Here is a 22461-nt window from a genome sequence, read left to right as displayed (position 1 = left end):
TTGGCTCTTTAGACAAAGTTGATGCAAAAGAGATATAAGTGAAGAACAAATTGTCGATCTGATTAGATTAAACCAATTGATTATGAAAAATACATATCAAACCTTCTTCTTCATTATATATTTACTTTTCCATATCCAAGTTAGTGGTCAACAAATGGGATTGAATCCCATTACCAAAAATAATGAATTACCCTCATTGACAATCAATCAAACTTGTCAGGATAAGGATGGGTATATCTGGTTTGCTTCTACACAGGGATTAAGCAGATATGACGCCTATAATATTTTAAATTTCAAATTGAAGACCAATGATGGTAAAACGGCTACCAACCAGAACATTAAAACACTAGTAGAATATCATAATTACCTCATTCTAGGTACAGAAAAAGGATTATATACATTAGAAAAAGAAAGCTATGTGATCAAACCCTTCAAAAATAACCTCCAATCTGCAACACGTATTACAACATTACTGATTGATAAAAAAAACAGATTATGGGTAGGATCAGACAATGGTATTGTGGTATATAACAAAGACTTATCCATTATCCAAAACTATCAAGATGATCATAATTCCATTTACAAAATACCACCGAGGACTGTTAATACCATATTTGAAGATAAAAAAGGCAATATTTGGATAGCAATTTGGGAACAAGGGTTATTTAAATTAGATATACAAACAAATCAATTCGTTGCGTACCCAAAACTTGGAACACGTAACAATCCTTTTAAATTATTTGAAGATCATAATAAACAACTCTGGGTATGTACCTGGGGGGATGGGATTTATTTATTTAATCCAGACAATAGAAAGAATTTATATCAAGAAATAGAAATCAAAAACAAGCGTCGAAATATTGGAAAGGAAGATTTATTCTATAACATCGTTCAAGATCGGCATCGCAATTATATTTGGATACTTTCATTTTCTGGTATCTCTACTTTTCAATATATAGATGGTGCACTTCAAGAAGTAAATATGGCTCCCCATTTTGATCATACAACCAATATCTTCAATGATATTTATCAAGATAGATCAGGAACATTATGGTTGTCTATCGGTGGGAAAGGAATATCTACGATTAGTTTTGATAAACCTCTCATTCAAAATTACACCTTTAAAGAAATTAAAAGTCGATATAGCATTGCGCCCAATGTAAATATGTTATATCGAGATAAAAAGGGTATCTTTTGGTTTAATCTAGAGCGTTTTGGCTTTGGAAGTTTAAATCCTAAAGATGGTTTATTAAATACCTATAGTAACGCCAATTTACGCGAATTAATATCCATTAGAGCTGCCAGCTGCGCCATTGATGTACAGCATGAACTGTGGGTCGGTTCTGCTTATGAAGCAACTATAAACGTTTTCAAAAAACAGCATAACAATATCAAGTTAGACTATAAGATTGATCTAAAACGTGAAGCCAATCACTCCGGGGTTCCCATCTTCTTTTTTCAAGATAGTCAATCGAGAACTTGGATAGCGACCAACCAAGGTGTATTATATAGTGATCCAAAAAGCAAAAAAATAAAACTCATCACAAAAATAAAAGATCAAGCGGTTAGCATTGCTGAAGATAAAAAATCAAATATCTGGATTGCTACTAAAGGAAGCGGCATTTATTACATCAATAAAAATAATCCTGAACAGATCATCCAACATATTGGTCAATCAACAGCAGTTCTCAAAACAAATCAAATTGAATCCTTAGATGTTGATAAAAATGATAATCTATGGATTGGAACCAAAGATAATCGCTTACTCTATTATCAAAGAGATTTAAAGAAAATGGAGGAATTGGCAAATTCGGCTTTATTTGGAAAGAACCAACTATTGGATATCGTTTGCCTAAATAATACGGTATGGCTTTCCAGCACCCGAAATATATTTAAAATAAATGCACTCAATAAAGATATTTTGGAATTTACATCGACTGACAGCCTGCAAGTCAATATGTTTTCCAAAAGAGCATTTACGATTGATAAAAAATCAAACTCGGTCTACTTTGGAGGATATAACGGAATGGTTAGATTGGACGATAATAGCAATATCCCAAATTATAAAGCTAAAGTGCAAGTAACAGATATCAAGATTAATAATAAATCCATTGTCCTTGAATCCAATCAGAAAAAATTTAATTTTAATCAACAGATACTAACATTAGAACCCGAAGACCAAAATATAGAATTTTCCTTTTCATCCCTTGGCTATACCCAGGATAATAAACTTCGATATGCCTACAAGTTAGAAGGTATTGATCAGGATTGGATCAATGCATCCCGAGATCGGATTTTTGCAGCATATAATAATTTAGGAAAAGGATCTTATCGTTTTTTAATAAAATCTACTGATTTAAATAATAAATGGAATACGACGATTACTAAAATTAATATTTACAAAAAGGCTGCATTTTATGAGAGTAACTTAGCCTATTTCTTATATGCGTGTCTACTGATTGGTATATTTTACTATTTCATAAATTTTACTTTACACCGTTTAAAATTAAGAAATGATCTAAAAATAGCCCAAATAGAAAAAGAAAATGCACATGCACTGGCACAGTCCAAACTCAGCTATTTTACAAGTATTTCTCACGACTTGTTAACACCACTAACCATTATTTCTTGTTTAGTAGACGATGTTCAAATGACCACAAAGCATCATTTAAGTCAGTTTGAAAAAATGAGATTGAATCTAGATCGCCTAAAACGCTTATTGCAACAAATTTTGGATTTCCGAAGAATAGAAAATAATTTGATGGAATTGAAAGTTAGTCAAGAATATCTGCCCACATTTATAAATCAATTGAGCCATGTGTTTTTTAACCCGTTAGCCATTCGAAAAAATATTGAATTTGAAATCAATCATGGAGAGTGTACAACAGATATCTACTATGACGCGGATAAAATGGATAAGATTCTTTTCAATTTACTCTCGAATGCCTTTAAATACACACCTAGAGGTGGTAAAATCACCTTGTCATACTATATTAAAGAAGATAAAAAACAAAAACTGCTCTATCTTTTTGTACGTGATAATGGCATTGGAATCGATAAAGATGAGTTAGATAAAATATTTAAACCATTTTATAACAATAAGTCATTTGTAAATCAAGAAAGCAATGGGATTGGTCTCTCGGTAACAAAGGAGTTAGTTGATATTCATTTTGGTAAAATTACTGTTGAAAGTGTTCCTGATCAAGGAACCTGCTTCCAAATCATATTACCAGTTGATCAGGAATTTTATGTCAAAAATGGTATTCAGATATGGAACGAATCTTTTGCTAAAAAAGACGAAATTACTTACGAAGCAGACAAATTCACAACAGCTATCATTGAAGATACGAATGAAAATTCAAAACAACTACATATTCTATTAGTAGAAGACAATGAAGATCTTCAACAAACCATGTTTAGCATTTTATCAAAAAAATATCATGTTCACGTTGCCTCTGACGGTAAGCAAGGACTCGATCTTTTAAATAAAAATGAAATTGATATCATTGTTAGTGATATCATGATGCCTGAAATGGATGGGCTTTCTCTGTGCAGAGCTGTCAAACAAAATATGGAAATCAATCATATTCCAATATTGTTGCTAACTGCCAAAAATAGTATGGAAGATCGTATAGAATGCTATCAAGCTGGAGCTGAAGGTTACATCAGTAAACCTTTTGACATTCAAGTTTTAGAAGCCAAAATACAGAGTTTTATCATCAATAAACGGACGAAGCAAATCAACTTCAACAACAACACACAAATTAATATCGCTACTTTGGATTATACGCCTGTTGATGAACAGTTTTTACAACGGATGATCAAAGTTGTTGAAGAAAATTTAAGTGATGATCAATTTGATATTATCAAGCTCGGTGAGATTCTGGCACTATCCAAATCAACTTTGTATCGTAAAACCAAAGTTTTGCTAGATTTATCTCCAAGTGAATTTATAAAGAATATTCGCCTTAAGCATGCATATCAAATGATGGAAAAAGATAAATCAATTACAGTTAGTGAAGTGGCATTCGCGACAGGTTTCTCTGACCCAAGATACTTTGCAACTTGCTTCAAGGCATCATTTGGGATAACTCCTACTGAGTTTCAAAAAAATACAACTGCACAACATATTTGATCAAACTGTCTTTTTCATCTTTTAACTATCCATATCATCGATAATTTACTTATTTTTAATAATAAATAGCAAAATACTTTTTGAAAAAATACATATTATTTCTTGATACAGAAACCTCAGGGTTACCCGAAAAATGGGATAAAAAATATAACAATACACAAAATTGGCCCCGTGTACTTCAAGTTGCATGGATAATATATGATTCAGATTTTAATGAAATTACACGCACAAACAAATATATTTATGAACCCTTTATTTTTATCAGCCGAGAATCTGAGAAAATTCATGGTATAACACCACAGTTTTTAAGAGAAAATGGTGTCAACAAAAAAGATGTATTACGTAAATTAGCTTATGATTTAAAAAAATACAATCCCTTAATTGTTGGACACTTTTTATCATTCGATTTACAAGTCCTTGCTGCTGAATTTGTCAGAACTAAACTCAACATGCCATTTAACCATTTAATTTATTTCTGCACACTATGGCATAGTAAAAAGTATGTCAGAAATCCCCATAGAGTTCACCTGAATCTTTCACTGCTCCATGAGATATTATTCTCGACCATACCTCAGTCTTTACATAATGCAGTAACGGACGCCGAAATAACTGCAAAATGTTATTTTGAGATGGCTAACAGAAATGAACTGACGTCCGAAGATATTGAAAATCAACAGGCCCGTTTCTTTAATTTATTTCAAATCTAATTTTGAACCTATGCATAATTCTGAAATTATTTTATCCCTATTAAAAACTACAGCCCCTTTCCATGTACTGCAAGAATCTGTACAAAAAAGTTTAGTGGATCTGATGACAAAATGCACATTTTCAAAGGAAGAACTTATTTACCGACAAGGAATAACAGATATAGATGGAGTAGATCTCATTTACAAGGGACAGTACGAAACATTCTTTCTCGATAACATGGAGAATAAACGATCAATCGAAATCCACGAAAATCCTTATTGTTTTGGCGGAATTTCAGTGCTTTTAAATCGCAAAAAAGCATTAAAATCAGTAATGGTAAAAAAGGGGACAATCATATATCGATTGCCTCGTAAAGATTTTTTTGAACTTTGCAACGCCAATGAGGAGTTCTTTCATTTCTTCACAAATGCTTTTGGCCGTAAAATGCTGGAAGAAGAATTTTCACATTTTGTAAAATCCCCTGCATCATTTGAAGAAAGTTATTACGCAGCAGATCAACTCTACTCCCGTAAGATTGATAATATCATTTATAAAGATATCGTCTCAACAGATTACAATACACCCATTTATGAAGCTGCAAAAATAATGTCATCCAATAAAGTGAGTTGCATTTTTATTATGGAGAAAGATAAAATTGTTGGGTATGCAACAGATATAACACTCCGAGATAACGTTATTGCAAAACAAATCCAGGCTGATAAAGCTATTGGAACCGTTATGGATAATCCTATCGTTAGTATTTCTAACCAGGCAATTCTATACGAAGCGGTATTGATGATGTTTAGAACAAAAACGAAGTATTTATTAGTTGAAAAAGATGGAGAGTACGTTGGCTTCTTGAGCCGTAACCGCTTATTAAGCGAACAGGGACAATCACCTTTAGTTTTTATACAATCCGTAAAGCTCGCGGAGTCTTTAACCGAGCTTAAGGATAAGTGGGATAATGTACCGAAAATCATCAACCAATTACTCGGCCGAGGTGTCAATGCCGCTGTTGCAAACCAGGTTATTACAATGATTGCTGATACCATTGCCATAAAAGTGATTGAGAAAACGATTCACAATATGGGACCTCCCCCAGCTAAGTTCGTATTTATGGTAACAGGAAGTGAGGGCAGAAAAGAGCAGACCTTAAAAACCGATCAGGACAACGCCATTATTTATGAAGATAAAGCCAATGAGCAACGTGAGTATGTGAGAGACTACTTCCTCAAATTCGCCAACCAAGTTTCAGATGACTTAAATAAAATTGGATTTGTCTACTGTACAGGAGGATATATGGCCAGTAATCCCGCATGGACACATTCATTATCACACTGGAAAAATAATTACAAAAGTTGGATCGAAGATACCATACCAGAAAATGCTATTAAATTTTCCACCTTCTTTGATTGTAGAAGACTGTATGGTGACCAGGGAATCATTGATGAACTTAAATCTTTTCTCAACCACGAATTACAAAAACCCAACGAACGTTTTTTTTCTTTTATAGCGAAAAATGCTTTGCAATATGAACCACCGCTAACCTTCTTCAATGCCATCAAAACACAGACTATTGGCACTTCAGAATTTCTAAATATCAAAAAAGCAATGAATCCGATTGTAGATCTCGTACGGGTATATGCATTAAAAAACCGAATCTATGAAGAAAATACCGGAGTTAGACTTAAGAAGTTAGTAGAAATAGGAGTTTTCACACAATCCCAATATGAAGAACTTAGTCAATCCTATTATTATTTAATGGCTCTTAGATTAAAAAATCAAGCAAATCAAATTATAACAATAAAATCAAATCCCGATAATTACATCCGAATTGACAGTCTAACGAAAATAGAAAAAGCAACATTAAAAGAAATTTTTAAAACTATTAGTAATTTTCAATTAGGTATAAAATTTAAATTCACAAACAACCTTTTAGGATAATTCCGATCGCATTAGACTAAAAGATCTCTTTAATTTATTATAAACAGACCACATGAATATGCAATTTATAATAAATTTAAAATTTAAAGCCTCAAATCTTAACTTTTTAGTATATATTAGAAGCAATCATTACTTTTGTAAAAATCTGTAACATCAATTTATATATGCATATTTTAAAATCATTAATTATCACTGTATCTCTTCTATGTGCGCAACAGCAATTCGCATCGGCTCAAGCTCCAGTAGCTCAACCAACAACAGCGAGTGCTAATAAGTTTGGCCCAGAAGGTTTGAGTAAAGGTAGTCTTGCAAATCAGTTTGACCATTTGAACTACATATCAAAAAATAATTATGATTTCAAGATGGTGCGCAAAACAAATCTTGAAATTATCAAAAAAAATGTAGTAGATACTGTAAGTAAACTTCAGAAAGAAATTAACACCTTAAAGTCTGCTAGTTCTAATTATGGATCAACAACAAAAGGTTTACAAGATAGTGTTCAAATTTTAAAAGATCAATTAGCACAAGAGCAAGAAAAAGTAGATAGTTTTTCATTTTTAGGTATCAATACGACAAAGTCAGCTTATAGCAGTATCGTGTGGATAATTATTGCTGTACTTTTAATCAGTACCGTTACATTTTTATTCTCTTACCGCAAGGCTAAGGTGAATACTGATGAATATCAAAAAACAGCAGATCAAGCACAAGAAGAGCTTGCGTTATTCCGTAAAAAAGCACTTGAAAAAGAACAAGCTCTAAAACGTCAACTTCAAGACGAGTTAAATAAGAAATCATAAGATTCTAAGATAGATAAATAGGGGCAATTCGCATGATGTGAATTGCCCCTATTTTATTGGATGATAGATCAAAACGATTATAGAAATAAAAAATACAAGGAGGTTTTTTCTCCCAATCATCTACTTTCGAAAATTAAAATCACCTGATTAACAATAATTATGATCATATCAGCTATCATGATTTGTTAAAAATAAAGATTTCTTGATCTCCTCAAGCTGTATAGCTAAAAATAAAAGATCCAGAAAAAATGCCATTAAGAAGCATAGGCACGTATTATGGAGCCAAAGATGATTTTTTCAGCGAACCCAGTCAATTAGAATGAATAACAAATTGACATATTTAAATAAAAAAGAATTTAATTGAAATTTCTATTTGTTTTTCAGCGACAATAAGCTTATTTTTGCTGACCAAAAAGAGGCGGTTTTTATTGCCTTTATAAAATTGATTAATAAATATTTAGTCCCTATAATATGCCCAATATTGGTAAAATAGCGCAGATTATCGGCCCAGTGGTTGACGTCAACTTCGCCGACAATGAAAATCTACCTAGAATTTACGATGCCTTGATTATCGAAAGAGAAAATGGTCAGCGTGTCGTTTTAGAGGTTCAACAACACTTAGGTGAGGAACGTGTTCGTACAATTTCTATGGATGCAACCGAAGGTTTGGTTCGTGGAATGAAAGTTGTCGACACAGGTGCTCCAATCAAAATGCCTATTGGTGAAGAAATTAAAGGTCGTGTATTCAACGTTGTGGGTGATGCCATTGACGGGATCAAAAATTTAGATAAAACAAATGGTCGTTCGATCCATAATGTTCCACCTAAATTTGAAGATTTATCGACTGAAACTGAAGTACTTTTTACAGGTATTAAAGTAATCGATTTATTAGAGCCTTATTCTAAAGGTGGTAAAATTGGATTATTTGGTGGTGCCGGTGTAGGTAAAACTGTATTAATCCAAGAATTAATCAATAATATCGCAAAAGGACACGGTGGTTTATCTGTATTTGCTGGTGTTGGAGAACGTACACGTGAAGGTAATGACTTACTACGTGAGATGTTGGAATCAGGCATTATCAAATACGGTGAGCATTTCATGGAAGAGATGGAAAAAGGTCAATGGCCTTTAGATGCTATCGATACTGAATTAATGAAAGAATCAAAATGTACTTTCGTATTCGGTCAAATGAATGAGCCTCCAGGTGCGCGTGCACGTGTTGCTTTATCAGGTTTAACAATCGCTGAATATTTCCGTGATGGTGAAGAAGATGGTAAAGGTAAAGACGTATTATTCTTTATTGATAATATCTTCCGTTTTACACAAGCTGGTTCTGAAGTATCTGCTTTATTAGGCCGTATGCCTTCTGCAGTAGGTTACCAACCAACTTTGGCAACAGAGATGGGTTTAATGCAAGAGCGTATCACATCTACTAAAAATGGATCAATTACATCAGTTCAAGCGGTATATGTACCTGCCGATGATTTAACTGACCCTGCACCAGCGACAACATTCGCTCACTTAGATGCAACAACAGTATTGTCTCGTAAAATTGCTGAGTTAGGTATTTACCCTGCGGTAGATCCATTAGATTCGACATCTCGTATCTTAAGCCCTGCAGTTTTAGGTAACGAGCATTACGATACAGCACAGCGTGTTAAAGAAATCTTACAACGTTATAAAGAATTACAAGATATCATCGCTATCTTAGGTATGGATGAGTTATCTGAAGAAGATAAATTAACAGTACAGCGCGCACGTCGTGTTCAACGTTTCTTATCTCAACCTTTCCACGTTGCGGAGCAATTTACAGGTTTAAAAGGTGTATTAGTAGACATCAAAGATACAATCAAAGGATTCAACATGATTCTTGATGGTGCAGTTGATGAATATCCTGAAGCAGCTTTCAACTTAGTAGGTAGCATCGAAGAAGCAATCGAAAAAGGTAAAAAATTATTAGCTGAAGCAGTTTAATTAGATATTAGACATTAGATATGAGGTAATGGAAACGCTATTATCTCATATCTATTTGAAGACCTCAAGTTCTCAAATTTCAAATCTCAAATCTTATATCTAAAAATAATGAAATTATCTATAATCACTCCAGACAAAATAGTATTTGAAGGTGATGCAACTGCGGTAACTGTTCCAGGAACTTCAGGATCTTTTCAAATATTGAAAGATCACGCGGCTATCATTTCGACTTTGGAAGACGGAAAAGTAATTGTTCAGCAAGGTAAAGACGAGCAGATCTTAAACATCAAAGGTGGTGTTGTAGAAGCTAAGAATAATGTCGTTACCATTTTGGCCGAAGGAATTATTGAAGCATAATCATCATACGATGATCTCAAAAGCCTCTTATTAAAAAATAAGAGGCTTTTATTTTTTCAACACATTCTAAACAAATTGTTGAAAAAATAATATAAAACCTGAAAATGATTTCCCTCTTAACATGTCAATAGAATAGTCGCATATCCTTCAACCTAAAATAAACATCATTTGTCCACAATGTGGATAAGTTGACAAAATAGTGCATATGCATCAAGATTAGTTTTTCTCCTTATACTAAGACAAGAAAATCATCTCATACAAACACTTTAGAAGACTCTTAAATTCCATCATAATAAGAACGTGCTGACCCATTCTTGACATTTCCCTACACAGATCCACAAGACACATCAATCTAGCACCAAGCAATCTGAAAGCTAGCAACAATTTGTTTAAAAACTAGGTAACTTATCGGTTCCCATTTCTCCAGTTTTTACAACCTCTCCCCCATCATCCCATTTAAAATTTTTCCCACATATTGTTCATTAACAATAGTCTCATGAATCAAAAAAAACGGAGGATAACTTCAAAGAAATAATACTCAAAAAAATAAAAAGAATAAGGAATTATCAATTTTTAAGAAGAATTTGAGGTCAAAATGAAAAAAAAAGTTTTTGAGCCAAGTAGACCGATTTTAAATACGGTCTACTTACTGCATTCTAAAATATCACTAATATTGAAAATATAAAAATTTAATTTTGCAAAAAACAAATAATCAAAATTATATACTTAATCAAAAAAGTTAGATAAGGCTATTGCCAATTATTTTTATTCGGAGTAACTTAAAGAAATAATTTCAGCAGTAAAGTTTACGCTTAAATTACATTTACCCAAGGGAAACAAAAACAGGTCATTTTCTAATTATTACTAATAGGGAGGGTAGATAACAAGGTTATGAAATATTACGACGAGAACACATTAATTTACTTAGACGGATCGTACGTCAAAGCTTTTGCTACAGGTCTTGACCTGTATACTCAAGCTTTGCATTATGGATATGGTGCGTTTGAGGGTCTTAGGGCATATAACACCCACAATGGACCTCGTATTTTTAAAGCTCTGGAACACTTTGAGCGTCTAGAGAAGTCATGTGATGCAATCAATATACCATATACATGGGATAATAGGGAGTTGATTGACCGTGCTTATGAATTATTATCCATCAACAATCTACGTTCAGCCTACATTCGTCCATTGGTATTCTCTGGATCCAACATGCACCTCACTTCATCAACTGAAGCTCGGATCATGATGGCTGCATGGGAATGGGGACCTTATTTAGGACAAAATCTATTAAAGGTTGAAATATCGGATATTCAGCGACCAAGTTCAAAAGCATTTCCGATTTCCTCAAAAATATCAGGCCAATACATCAACTCCATTTTAGCAAGCAGTAAAGCAATAAAAAATGGATATGACGAAGCACTGTTGTTAGATCAGGATGGTTATGTAGCACAAGCATCAAGTGAAAACTTATTTATTGAAAAAGATTTCAAACTGTATACACCGCCTATCCAGAATATTTTTCCTGGCATAACCCGAAAAAACGTCATTCTGATCTGTAAAAAATTAGGAATTGAATTAATTGAGAAAAGGTTGACAGTCCAAGATATCCACGAAGCAGATTCAGCTTTTCTATCAGGAACGGCAGCAGAAATAATAGGAATAAAACAAGTCGATCACATTATTTATAAAGAAGATTGGGAGCATACAATAGGTGCTTCTATACAAAGACGATATAAAAATTTAGTATTAGAGAACGAGAACTATGAAGTCATCATCTGATAAAGAACAAATCTTGAATAAATACAGCCGTACATTCACACAAGACGAAACACAACCCGCAGCAAAAGCAATGCTATATGGTATTGGTCTTACAGATGCGGACATGGAAAAAGCTCAAGTAGGTATTGCGAGTATGGGTTATGATGGAAATACCTGTAACATGCATTTAAATGATCTTGCGCAAGTTGTTAAAAAGGGCGTATGGGCAAGTGATTTAGTTGGTTTAACCTTCGGAACAATTGGGGTCAGTGATGGTATGAGTAATGGTACAGAAGGTATGCGTTATTCATTAGTCAGTAGAGATGTCATAGCAGATAGCATTGAGACAATCTGTGGTGGGCAATATTATGATGGATTGATTGCAATACCTGGATGTGATAAAAATATGCCTGGTGCTGTAATCGCAATGGGCCGTTTAGATCGCCCAGCAATAATGGTTTACGGTGGAACAATTGCACCCGGTCATTATAAAGGAGAAGATCTAAATATTGTTTCCGCATTTGAGGCTTTAGGGCAAAAAATATGTGGTAATATTTCCGACGAAGATTACGATGGTGTAATCCGTAATACATGTCCCGGAGCAGGTGCCTGCGGAGGAATGTACACAGCCAATACAATGGCCGCTGCCATCGAAGCATTAGGAATGAGCTTACCTTATTCATCATCCAATCCTGCCGTATCACAAGATAAAAAAGATGAATGTTTAGAAGCTGGTAAATATATCCGCATCTTATTAGAAAAAGATATTAAACCTTCAGATATCATGACACGCAAAGCATTTGAAAATGCCATCCGTGCGATCATCATACTAGGAGGAAGTACAAATGCCGTATTACACTTTATTGCAATTGGTAAATCAGTAGGTGTAGATATCACACAGGATGATTTCCAACGTATGTCGGATGAAACACCGGTTTTAGCTGATTTTAAACCATCAGGTAAATACTTAATGCAAGATTTACATCAATACGGTGGAATCCCTGCAGTTTTAAAATATTTATTAAACGAGGGATTACTACATGGTGACTGTTTGACTGTAACAGGAAAAACATTAGCTGAGAATTTAGCAGATGTGAAATCCGTAATAGATTATGATCAAAAGATCATTCATAAACTAGCCGATCCTATTAAAGCAAATGGCCATTTACAGATTCTATATGGAAACTTAGCCGAGAAAGGTTCTGTCGCAAAAATTTCAGGAAAAGAAGGAGAGAAATTTGTCGGGCCCGCACGTGTATTTGATGGAGAGCAAGATTTAATCGCAGGGATTTCTTCAGGTCGTGTCAAAAAAGGAGATGTAGTGGTGATCAAAAACGAAGGACCAGTTGGAGCACCTGGAATGCCAGAGATGCTAAAACCTACTTCAGCTATTATTGGTGCAGGATTAGGAAAATCTGTCGCATTAATCACAGACGGAAGATTCTCTGGAGGTACGCATGGTTTTGTCGTGGGACACATTACCCCTGAAGCGTATAAAGGAGGTTTGATCGGATTAGTAGAAGATGAAGATATCATTGAAATCGACTCGGTCAACAATACACTAAACTTAAAAGTCGACGAAGCAACAATTGCTGCTAGACGTGCAAGATGGAAACAACCAGCATTGAAAGTAACAAAAGGAGTCCTTTACAAATATGCCAAAACTGTTGCTGACGCTTCAGAAGGCTGTGTAACAGACTTATAAAAGCAAGACCGAATAATCAACACAAACAAAAGAATTACAAATCGAATAAATTGAAAATAATGAGTACGCTGGAAAAAACTGAAAGCAAGGAATGTACAAAGCAACCTCAACCCGTTAGTCAATTAACAGGTTCGCAGGCGGTATTAGAAGCCTTACTATGTGAAGGTGTTGATACCGTATTTGGATATCCTGGAGGAGCGATCATGCCGATCTATGATGCATTATATGATTATAATGAAAAATTAACTCATATTTTGGTCCGTCACGAGCAAGGTGGTATCCATGCTGCACAAGGGTATGCAAGAACCTCTGGCCGCCCTGGTGTTGTATTTGCAACTTCTGGTCCTGGAGCAACAAATTTAGTTACTGGTTTAGCCGATGCTATGATCGATAGCAACCCTATCGTCTGCGTCACTGGACAGGTATTCGCAAGTTTATTGGGTACAGACGCCTTTCAAGAAACAGACGTTATTAATATTACCGCTCCTGTCACAAAATGGAGTTACCAAGTAACAGAAGCATCCGAAATTCCGATGGCATTAGCAAAAGCATTTCATATCGCTAGTACAGGTCGACCTGGCCCCGTATTGATCGATATTACGAAAAATGCACAAATGGAATTATTCGATTATCAAGGTTATGAAAAATGTACGCACATCCGCTCGTACCGTCCATCTCCTATTGTAAGAAAAGAGTATGTACAGGAAGCTTCTGCTCTAATCAATAGTGCACAAAAACCATTTATCTTATTTGGTCAAGGTATTATTTTAGGTAAAGCTGAGCAGGAGTTTAAAGATTTCTTAGAAAAATCAGGCATACCTGCTGCAGCCACAGTAATGGGTCTTAGTGCACTCGAAACAGATCATCCACAACATGTTGGTATGCTTGGAATGCATGGTAACTATGCACCTAATGTGATGACTAACGAATGTGATGTTTTAATCGCTATAGGTATGCGTTTTGATGACCGTGTAACAGGACGTCTTGACAAATATGCAAAACAGGCAAAAGTAGTACATTTAGATATTGACCCTGCCGAAATTGACAAAAATGTTCAAACAACAGTTCCTGTTTGGGGAGATTGTAAAGAAACCTTACCGCAACTCACTGAATTGATCGACAAAAAAGAACATACCGATTGGTTAGAACAGTTCAGAACCTTAGAAAAAGAAGAAATTAAAGAGGTTATCCAAAATGAGCTTCATCCAACAGGTGATGTACTAACAATGGGCGAAGTGATCAATCTTTTAAATGAACTGACTGAGGGAAATGCGATTATCACGACCGATGTTGGACAACATCAAATGGTAGCCTGTCGTTATGCAAAATTCAATCAATCAAAATCTAATGTTACTTCAGGAGGATTAGGAACCATGGGATTTGGTCTACCTGCAGCAATAGGTGCCTGGTATGGCGCACCACATCGCGATGTTATTGCTATTATTGGTGATGGGGGATTCCAGATGACACTCCAAGAATTGGGTACTATCATGCAATTTGGTGCTAAAGTAAAAATCCTGATTCTAAACAATCAATTCTTAGGAATGGTTCGCCAATGGCAACAGCTTTTCAATGAAAAACGCTATTCTTTCGTGAATATTACTAGTCCAGATTTTGTTGCTTTAGCAAAATCATACTATATAGAGGGACAAAAAGTTTCAGAAAGAGATCAGTTGAAAACAGCTTTGAAAACCATGTTGGAGCACGATAGCGCCTACCTTTTAGAAGTAATGGTTGGAAAAGAAAACAATGTGTTCCCAATGGTTGCACAGGGAACTAGTGTTTCAGAAATTAGATTGAAGTAAAATGGAAAAACAAGAATATACAATCACGATTTATACAGAAAATTCTATCGGCATGATCGGTAGAATATCAACCATATTCTCAAGAAGAAAAATTAATATCGAAAGTTTAAACACTTCTCCTTCCGAAGTAGAAGGGATTCATCGCTTTACGATTTTAATTACTGAAATAGAAGAAGTAGTACGCAAATTATGCCGTCAAATCGAAAAACAGGTAGAGGTACTCAAAGCATACTACAATACTAACGATGAAGTAATCTGGCAAGAACAGGCTTTATACAAAGTTCCAACAGAAGTCATTACAGAAAAGGTGTACGTAGAAAGACTGTTACGTCAATATGGCGCATCTGCAGTTGTTATCCGCAAAGACTACACCGTCTTCGAAACCGCTGGTCATCGTGAGGAAATTGATAAGTTAACAGAAGAGTTGACCAAGTATAATTTAATCGAATTTGTACGTGGTGCACGTATCGCTATCATTAAAGAAAGTGCTGGATTTCATGCTAAATTAAAAGAATTTGAACGCAGAGAACCTTCTGAAGATGTCGTTGAAAACGAATATCTCGAAAAAGGAGATGATGTTTTCACCATGTAATGGCAACATTTCTTAACTTTCAAAAATGAGGCAATGTCCTATAAAATCATTGCCTCATTAAAAATTTCGATTAAAAAAGTAAAAAATGACACAACACATATTTGAATTTATTATCAGTAGCCGTAAAGGATTTATAAGATTACTAGATGATTTGACATTAGACGAATTAAATCTTATACCGGAAGGATTCAATAATAATATCTTCTGGAATTTTGCGCATATCGTCGTTTCAACACAAACGTTGAGTTATGTTCGCACCGGTATCTTAGCAGATACGTCATCAGTAAAGTACAATGAAGACTATAAAAAAGATACTAAACCGACACGTAACGTGACACAGGAAGAAGTAGATGAATTGAAAGCATTAGCGCTAACAACCATCGATCAGATTCAAAGCGACTATGAGAAAGGTATTTTTACGACTATCACTCCTTACGCTACAGCAACCTATGGTGCTGAGATGAAAACAATCGAAGAAGTACTGATCGCAACCCTATCGCACGATAATTTGCATTGGGGATATGCCTTAGCACAACGCAAAGCAATTAGAAACAGTAAATAAAATAATCAACAAACCATCAATAAAGAAATTAACAACAACAATGGCAAATTATTTCAACACACTACCACTTAGAGATCAATTACATCAATTAGGTCAAGCAGATTTTATGGACAACAGTCAATTCGCTGACGGTGTAGATGCTTTAAAGGGTAAAAAAATCGTAATCGTAGGCTGTGGTGCACAAGGTTTAAACCAAGGTCTAAATTTGAGAGATAGTGGTTTAGACGTATCATATACTTTACGTAAAGAAGCTATTGAGCAAAAAAGAGATTCTTGGAAAAATGCTACAGATAACAATTTTACAGTAGGAACTTATGAAGAATTAATTCCTACTGCAGATCTAGTAATTAACTTAACACCAGATAAACAACATACTGCTGTGATCAATGCTGTAATGCCTTTAATGAAAGAAGGTGCTACATTGTCCTATTCACACGGTTTCAACATCGTAGAAGAAGGCATGCAAATCCGTAAAGACATTACTGTTATCATGGTAGCACCTAAATGTCCAGGATCTGAAGTACGTGCTGAATATGTACGTGGTTTTGGTGTTCCTACTTTAATTGCTGTTCACCCAGAAAACGATCCACAAGGAAAAGGATGGGCTGAAGCAAAAGCATATTGTGTAGGTACAGGTGGTCACAGAGCTGGTGTATTGAAATCATCATTTGTTGCTGAAGTAAAATCTGATTTAATGGGCGAGCAAACCATCCTATGTGGTTTATTGCAAACAGGTTCTATTTTATCGTTCGATAAAATGGTTGAACAAGGAATTGACGCTGGATATGCATCTAAACTAGTTCAATATGGTGTGGAAGTTATTACTGAAGCACTAAAGCACGGTGGTGTAAGTGGTATGATGGATCGTTTAAGCAATCCTGCTAAAATCAAAGCTTTTGAATTATCAGAAGAATTGAAAGATATCATGCGTCCGCTATTCCAAAAACACCAAGATGACATTATCTCTGGCGAATTCAGTAAAACGATGATGGAAGACTGGGCTAACGGTGATGCAAATCTATTAAAATGGAGAGCTGAAACTGGTGAGACAGCATTTGAAAAAACTCCTGCAGGTGATGTGAAAATTGCAGAGCAAGAGTACTTTGACAACTATACTTTGATGGTTGCTTTCATCAGAGCTGGTGTTGAATTAGCTTTCGAAACTATGGTTGAAGCAGGAATTAAACCAGAATCAGCTTACTACGAATCATTGCACGAAACTCCTTTAATCGCGAATACAATCGCTCGTAAAAAATTATTTGAAATGAACCGTGTTATTTCAGATACAGCAGAATATGGCTGTTATTTATTTGATCAAGCTTGTAAACCATTATTAGCTGATTTCATGAAAACAGTACAAACTGATTTAGTAGGTAAAAACTATAATGCTGGTAAAGACGCTTCAGTAGATAACGCTCAGTTAGTGGAAATTAATGATATTTTACGTAATCATGAAGTCGAAATTGTAGGTCGTAAATTACGTCAAGCAATGACTGCAATGAAAGCTATAAAAACTGTTTAAATTTTCGTAATTTAGACTGCAAAAATTCGGTTGTTTTTAGGAAGTTCCAAAAAAACAACCGAATTAAATTGAAAAATTAACATTAGAGAAGAAAATGTCAAAAACATTAGTAGAAAAAATTTGGGATGCGCATGTCGTCAAACGTGAAGAAGGATTTCCAGATATTATTTATATAGACACCCACCTTATCCATGAGGTAACTTCCCCACAAGCATTCGATGGTCTGCGCAAAAGAGGTTTACCGGTATTTCGTCCCAATCAAACTGTTGCCACGGCAGATCATAATGTCCCCACTTTAAATCAGCACCTTCCCATCAAAGAAGAATTATCACGCTACCAAGTTGATATGTTGACTAAAAACTGTGCTGAATTCGGTATTAACCTATATGGTTTAGGTCACCCCTACCAAGGTATTGTACACGTGATTGGGCCAGAATTAGGGATTACATTACCAGGTAAAACTATGGTATGTGGAGATAGTCATACCTCAACACACGGTGCATTTGGTGCTATTGCTTTTGGAATAGGCACTTCTCAAGTGGAACAAGTTTTTGCAACACAATGCTTACTGCAACAAAAACCAAAAACGATGAAAATCGAAGTAAATGGTGATTTGCAAAAAGGAGTAGGCGCAAAAGATATTATCTTATACATCATTGCAAAAATCTCTGCAGCAGGTGGTACAGGCTATTTTATTGAATACGCTGGTTCGGCAATCCGTTCATTAAGTATGGAAGCTAGAATGACCATTTGTAATATGAGTATTGAAATGGGAGCTCGTGGAGGCTTAATTGCTCCCGATCAAACTACTTTCGATTACGTAAAAGGACGTGAATTCGCTCCTAAAGGAGAAGAATGGGATAAAGCATTAGCATATTGGAAAACATTATATTCTGATGATGACGCACAATTTGATGCTGTATTAGAATTTGATGCAGCAGATATCGCACCGATGATCACCTATGGTACTAATCCAGGAATGGGCATGGGCATTACAGAAAGTATTCCAGCTACACAGTCACAACCTGAATCAGAACAGCCATCTTATCAAAAAGCACTCAACTATATGGGCTTTGCTGATGATGCTCCAATTTTAGGAAAACCAGTAGATTATGTCTTTATTGGAAGCTGTACAAACTCCCGTATCGAAGATTTACGTGAAGTTGCTGCATTTGTTCAAGGAAAACAAAAAGCAGAACAAGTAGAAGTTTGGATCGTTCCCGGCTCAAAACAAGTTGAAAAACAGGCAATCGAAGAAGGATTAGATAAAATTTTCGAAGCGGCAGGATTTCAATTACGTGAACCAGGCTGTTCAGCATGTCTAGGCATGAATGAAGATAAAATTCCTGCAGGAAAATACTGTGTTTCGACATCAAATAGAAATTTTGAAGGACGTCAAGGACCTGATGCCCGCACGATGCTGGTATCACCTTTAACTGCTGCAGCGGCAGCTGTAACAGGTAAAATTACCGATGTTAGGGAGTTGATATAATCTAATTGCTAATAGTAGCTGTTCTTAAATAACTTTTACAAATGTGCCAAATTTGTCAGACAGTCGCAGTCACCGAAAATAAAGTGATTCAACGTGAAGAGCAAAGTGCAAACGCAATCTTTAATCAAAGAACGTTGGAAAAAGATTATCATACATTGAAATCTGCTCTAAAACCAGGATTAAGAGTTTTGGATATCGGTTGTGGAACAGGTGCGATCACAAAAGATATCGCAGCCATAGTCGGCCCATCAGGTGCTGTTGTTGGAATTGATAATACAGAGTCTTTTATTACGGAAGGAAAAAATCTATTTGGTAGTATCCAGAATCTAGAATTGATTCATTGTGATTTACTAGATTTTGACAGCATCGAAAAATTTGACCTGATCGTTTCAGCACGTACTTTTCAATGGATTTCAACACTAGATAAAGCGATTGATAAATTGAAAACGTTATTAAAACCCAATGGGCAAGTATCGATATTAGATTATAATCATGAAGCCATCGATTGGACTCCAAAAATACCCAGAAGTATGGAACATTATTATCACATGTTTTTGATGTGGCGAAATGACGCTGGTATGAACAATAGGATCGGATACGATCTGGATGACATTTTTGAAGAACATGGTTTTGGTCAAATCGAAGTCTTTAACGCCGATGAACATTATGAGCGCAACAACCCATTACACCTAGACAAATTAAAAATATGGTCGCAGGTAGCCAACTCAAAACAAATGGTAGAAGAAGGATATGTGAGCGATCAAGAACGTTTAGATGCTATTAAAGATTACAACAATTGGGCTGATAATTTAGCCGTCAGCATGACTATGAAGCTTAGAGAAGTTAGAGCCGTTTTAAAATAAAACATTGCACTGACAGCAACATAACACGAAAAATATCAAGAGCTTGAAACAGCTCACATATAAAGTGAAACGAGTTGTTCATTGATACAGTTAAAGACAGATACTCGTAAATAATGAAGTGGAGGAAACCATCATGAGGCAAAAGTGGCTCAAAAAAGAGATAGATACTCTTCTCATGATAGCTTCATCACCATTAAATAACAAATTATTTAGATGAAAAAATTTGAAACAATAACAACAACGGTAGTTCCTTTACCGATTGAAAATATAGATACCGACCAGATTATCCCAGCACGCTTTTTAAAAGCGACTACACGGGATGGATTTGGTGACAATTTATTCCGCGACTGGCGTTATGATAGCGACAATCAACCCAAGTCTGATTTTGTAATGAACAACCCTACTTATGTAGGAAAAGTTCTTGTAGCAGGTAAAAACTTTGGCTGTGGTTCCAGTCGTGAGCATGCCGCTTGGGCTATACAGGATTATGGTTTTGATGTTGTGATCAGTAGTTTCTTCGCAGATATCTTCAAAGGCAATGCCTTGAATAATGGCGTATTGCCGATTCAGGTAACAGACGAGTTTTTAGAAACTATTTTTGATACCGTATTTAAAAACCCGAACACAGATATTATCGTGGATCTAGAAAATCAAACCGTTACATTATCTGAAACAGGTGCACAACAATCTTTTGAAATTAATCCTTACAAAAAATCATGTCTTATTAACGGATATGATGATATTGATTTCATCCTAAACAACAAAAGTGCAATCGAAACTTTCGAAAAAACAAGATAATGATAGAACCTGTCGTCCATATTGCCAATTTAACTGTCCAGCACCAATATCATGTGGTACTGCAGGACTTGAATTGGCAAATTGAACCAGGTCAGCACTGGTTAATCGGTGGTAGAAGCGGTACGGGAAAGACTACTTTGGCACAAGCAATTGCAGGCCATATCCCATACAGTGGACTTTTAAAAATTAACTTTAACAGCAGCTCTCCTCTTCCTGCAGAAGTTTTATATGTTTCAAATTGGTATCAATTCACCAATTTAGAAGGCGATAAAAACTTCTATTACCAGCAACGTTACAACAAACATCAAACCAACGATACGTTAACAGTACAGGCCGAATTTCTACATTTTGCAAAAGAAAAACATTTGCAATTTGAAGAGGTAAAACCATACTTTCAAACTTTTGGGTTTGAAGATGTTCAAAACACACAGCTTATAGAATTATCCAGTGGTGAACATAAAAAACTGCAGTTAATTAAAGCGTTATGGCTAAAGCCACAAGTATTGATTATTGACCAACCCTATACAGGTCTGGATCGTCAATCTCGCCAAGAACTTAATCAAGCGTTCGATGATTTAGCACACGCTGGAGTGACTTTGATATTAATCAGTAATGATCAAACAGTGCCAACCTGTATCAATCATTTTGCAGAAATACAGGAAGGTCAGTTACTTGAGGTTTCTTCACAAGCAGCATTCTCACGAGAAAAAGAGCGCGCAAGAAAACCACTTCCACATTTTTTACAGAAATCTCCACGTATTACTTCCCAAACCATGGTAAAAATGTCCAATGTGGATGTAAGGTATGGTGAAAAAGAGGTACTAAAAAAAATTAGTTGGGAAGTAAAAGCAGGTGAGAAATGGTTATTGCAGGGGCATAATGGATCTGGAAAGTCTACGTTATTAAGTTTAATCAATGGAGATCACCCTCAGGCCTATGCCAATGATATTGTTCTTTTCGGTAAACAAAGAGGATCTGGGGAAAGTATATGGGACATCAAAGCTCATTTAGGAATTATTTCACCTGAAATGCATTGGTATTTTGATCAGTCAGCGAAAGTTTGGCAAAGTGTTGCTTCAGGTTTTTTTGATTCCGTTGGACTATTCCGTAATCTCAGCTTTGAAAACCAACAATTCCTCGATCAAGTATTGGATTTCTTTGATTTGAAAGAAGATAAAAATAAATTATTAAATACACTACCCTTAGGCAAACAACGTTTAGCTTTGCTAGCAAGAACAGTGATTAAGAATCCTGAATTATTAATTTTGGACGAACCCTGCCAGGGTCTTGATTACGAACAAACACAACATTTCAATGCAGTTGTAGATGAACTATGCACCTATGGAAAAACATTAATTTATGTTGGCCATTTTGAGACACAGCTACCGACATGCCTTGAAAAGAAAATCATATTAGAAAAAGGAATGGTTAAAACCATTGAAGATATTTTACAGTACGCATAACAGG

General features: G+C 35.3%; 16 protein-coding genes. All 16 read left to right on the top strand.

Annotated features, from left to right (window positions below; all coding sequences use genetic code 11):
* Nucleotides 1-82: 82 nt before the first annotated feature.
* The 16 genes from JAZ75_RS09745 to JAZ75_RS09670 all read left to right on the top strand — a co-directional run bounded on the left by JAZ75_RS09745 (nt 83) and on the right by JAZ75_RS09670 (nt 22457).
* The gene (locus JAZ75_RS09745) at nt 83-4135 is read left to right on the top strand and encodes a two-component regulator propeller domain-containing protein (protein ID WP_208701506.1); all 4053 of its coding nucleotides are present in this window, start codon (nt 83-85) and stop codon (nt 4133-4135) included.
* Between the two features lie 80 nt (nt 4136-4215).
* Nucleotides 4216-4842: a 3'-5' exonuclease gene (locus JAZ75_RS09740; protein WP_208701504.1), complete on the top strand. Its 627-nt coding sequence runs from the start codon at nt 4216-4218 to the stop codon at nt 4840-4842.
* 10 nt (nt 4843-4852) lie between these two features.
* Complete coding sequence (locus JAZ75_RS09735; protein WP_183917374.1) at nt 4853-6766, top strand: DUF294 nucleotidyltransferase-like domain-containing protein; 1914 nt, start codon at nt 4853-4855, stop codon at nt 6764-6766.
* Nucleotides 6767-6930: 164 nt separating this feature from the next.
* Nucleotides 6931-7563: a hypothetical protein gene (locus tag JAZ75_RS09730; protein WP_021191834.1), complete on the top strand. Its 633-nt coding sequence runs from the start codon at nt 6931-6933 to the stop codon at nt 7561-7563.
* Between the two features lie 471 nt (nt 7564-8034).
* Nucleotides 8035-9537, top strand: coding sequence for a F0F1 ATP synthase subunit beta (gene atpD / locus JAZ75_RS09725; RefSeq protein WP_132841076.1), 1503 nt, complete (start codon nt 8035-8037; stop codon nt 9535-9537).
* A gap of 108 nt (nt 9538-9645) precedes the next feature.
* The gene (gene atpC, locus JAZ75_RS09720; RefSeq protein ID WP_132769200.1) at nt 9646-9894 is read left to right on the top strand and encodes an ATP synthase F1 subunit epsilon; all 249 of its coding nucleotides are present in this window, start codon (nt 9646-9648) and stop codon (nt 9892-9894) included.
* A gap of 891 nt (nt 9895-10785) precedes the next feature.
* Nucleotides 10786-11676 carry a branched-chain-amino-acid transaminase gene (ilvE, locus tag JAZ75_RS09715; RefSeq protein ID WP_132841074.1) on the top strand — a complete coding sequence of 297 codons (891 nt, stop codon included), beginning with the start codon at nt 10786-10788 and terminating at the stop codon, nt 11674-11676.
* On the top strand, nt 11660-13360 hold the full coding sequence (gene ilvD, locus JAZ75_RS09710) for a dihydroxy-acid dehydratase (protein ID WP_132841073.1): 1701 nt from the start codon (nt 11660-11662) through the stop codon (nt 13358-13360). The genes ilvE and ilvD overlap by 17 nt, the downstream gene beginning before the upstream one ends.
* Before the next feature lie 59 nt (nt 13361-13419).
* Nucleotides 13420-15165 (top strand): biosynthetic-type acetolactate synthase large subunit, encoded by a 1746-nt coding sequence (gene ilvB, locus JAZ75_RS09705; protein WP_208701502.1) that lies wholly within the window; start codon nt 13420-13422, stop codon nt 15163-15165.
* A gap of 1 nt (nt 15166) precedes the next feature.
* Nucleotides 15167-15757 carry an acetolactate synthase small subunit gene (ilvN, locus tag JAZ75_RS09700; RefSeq protein WP_021191838.1) on the top strand — a complete coding sequence of 197 codons (591 nt, stop codon included), beginning with the start codon at nt 15167-15169 and terminating at the stop codon, nt 15755-15757.
* An 85-nt stretch (nt 15758-15842) separates the two neighbouring features.
* On the top strand, nt 15843-16319 hold the full coding sequence (locus tag JAZ75_RS09695; RefSeq protein WP_183917378.1) for a DinB family protein: 477 nt from the start codon (nt 15843-15845) through the stop codon (nt 16317-16319).
* Between the two features lie 40 nt (nt 16320-16359).
* Nucleotides 16360-17841: a ketol-acid reductoisomerase gene (gene ilvC / locus JAZ75_RS09690; RefSeq protein WP_021191840.1), complete on the top strand. Its 1482-nt coding sequence runs from the start codon at nt 16360-16362 to the stop codon at nt 17839-17841.
* Between the two features lie 94 nt (nt 17842-17935).
* On the top strand, nt 17936-19333 hold the full coding sequence (gene leuC / locus JAZ75_RS09685) for a 3-isopropylmalate dehydratase large subunit (RefSeq protein WP_021191841.1): 1398 nt from the start codon (nt 17936-17938) through the stop codon (nt 19331-19333).
* Between the two features lie 41 nt (nt 19334-19374).
* Nucleotides 19375-20196, top strand: coding sequence for a methyltransferase domain-containing protein (locus tag JAZ75_RS09680; RefSeq protein ID WP_021191842.1), 822 nt, complete (start codon nt 19375-19377; stop codon nt 20194-20196).
* Nucleotides 20197-20409: 213 nt separating this feature from the next.
* Nucleotides 20410-20994, top strand: coding sequence for a 3-isopropylmalate dehydratase small subunit (leuD, locus tag JAZ75_RS09675; RefSeq protein ID WP_208701500.1), 585 nt, complete (start codon nt 20410-20412; stop codon nt 20992-20994).
* A complete protein-coding gene (locus JAZ75_RS09670) occupies nt 20994-22457 on the top strand; it encodes an ATP-binding cassette domain-containing protein (protein ID WP_183917387.1) in 1464 nt (487 codons plus the stop codon). Before leuD ends, JAZ75_RS09670 begins: the two co-directional genes overlap by 1 nt.
* Nucleotides 22458-22461: the final 4 nt, after the last annotated feature.

The sequence above is a fragment of the Sphingobacterium sp. UDSM-2020 genome, assembly GCF_016132525.1.
In the GTDB taxonomy this organism is placed as follows: Bacteria; Bacteroidota; Bacteroidia; order Sphingobacteriales; family Sphingobacteriaceae; genus Sphingobacterium; species Sphingobacterium anhuiense.
The sequence above is the reverse complement of the archived record's forward strand: the minus strand, read 5'-3'. Positions and strand labels throughout refer to the sequence as shown.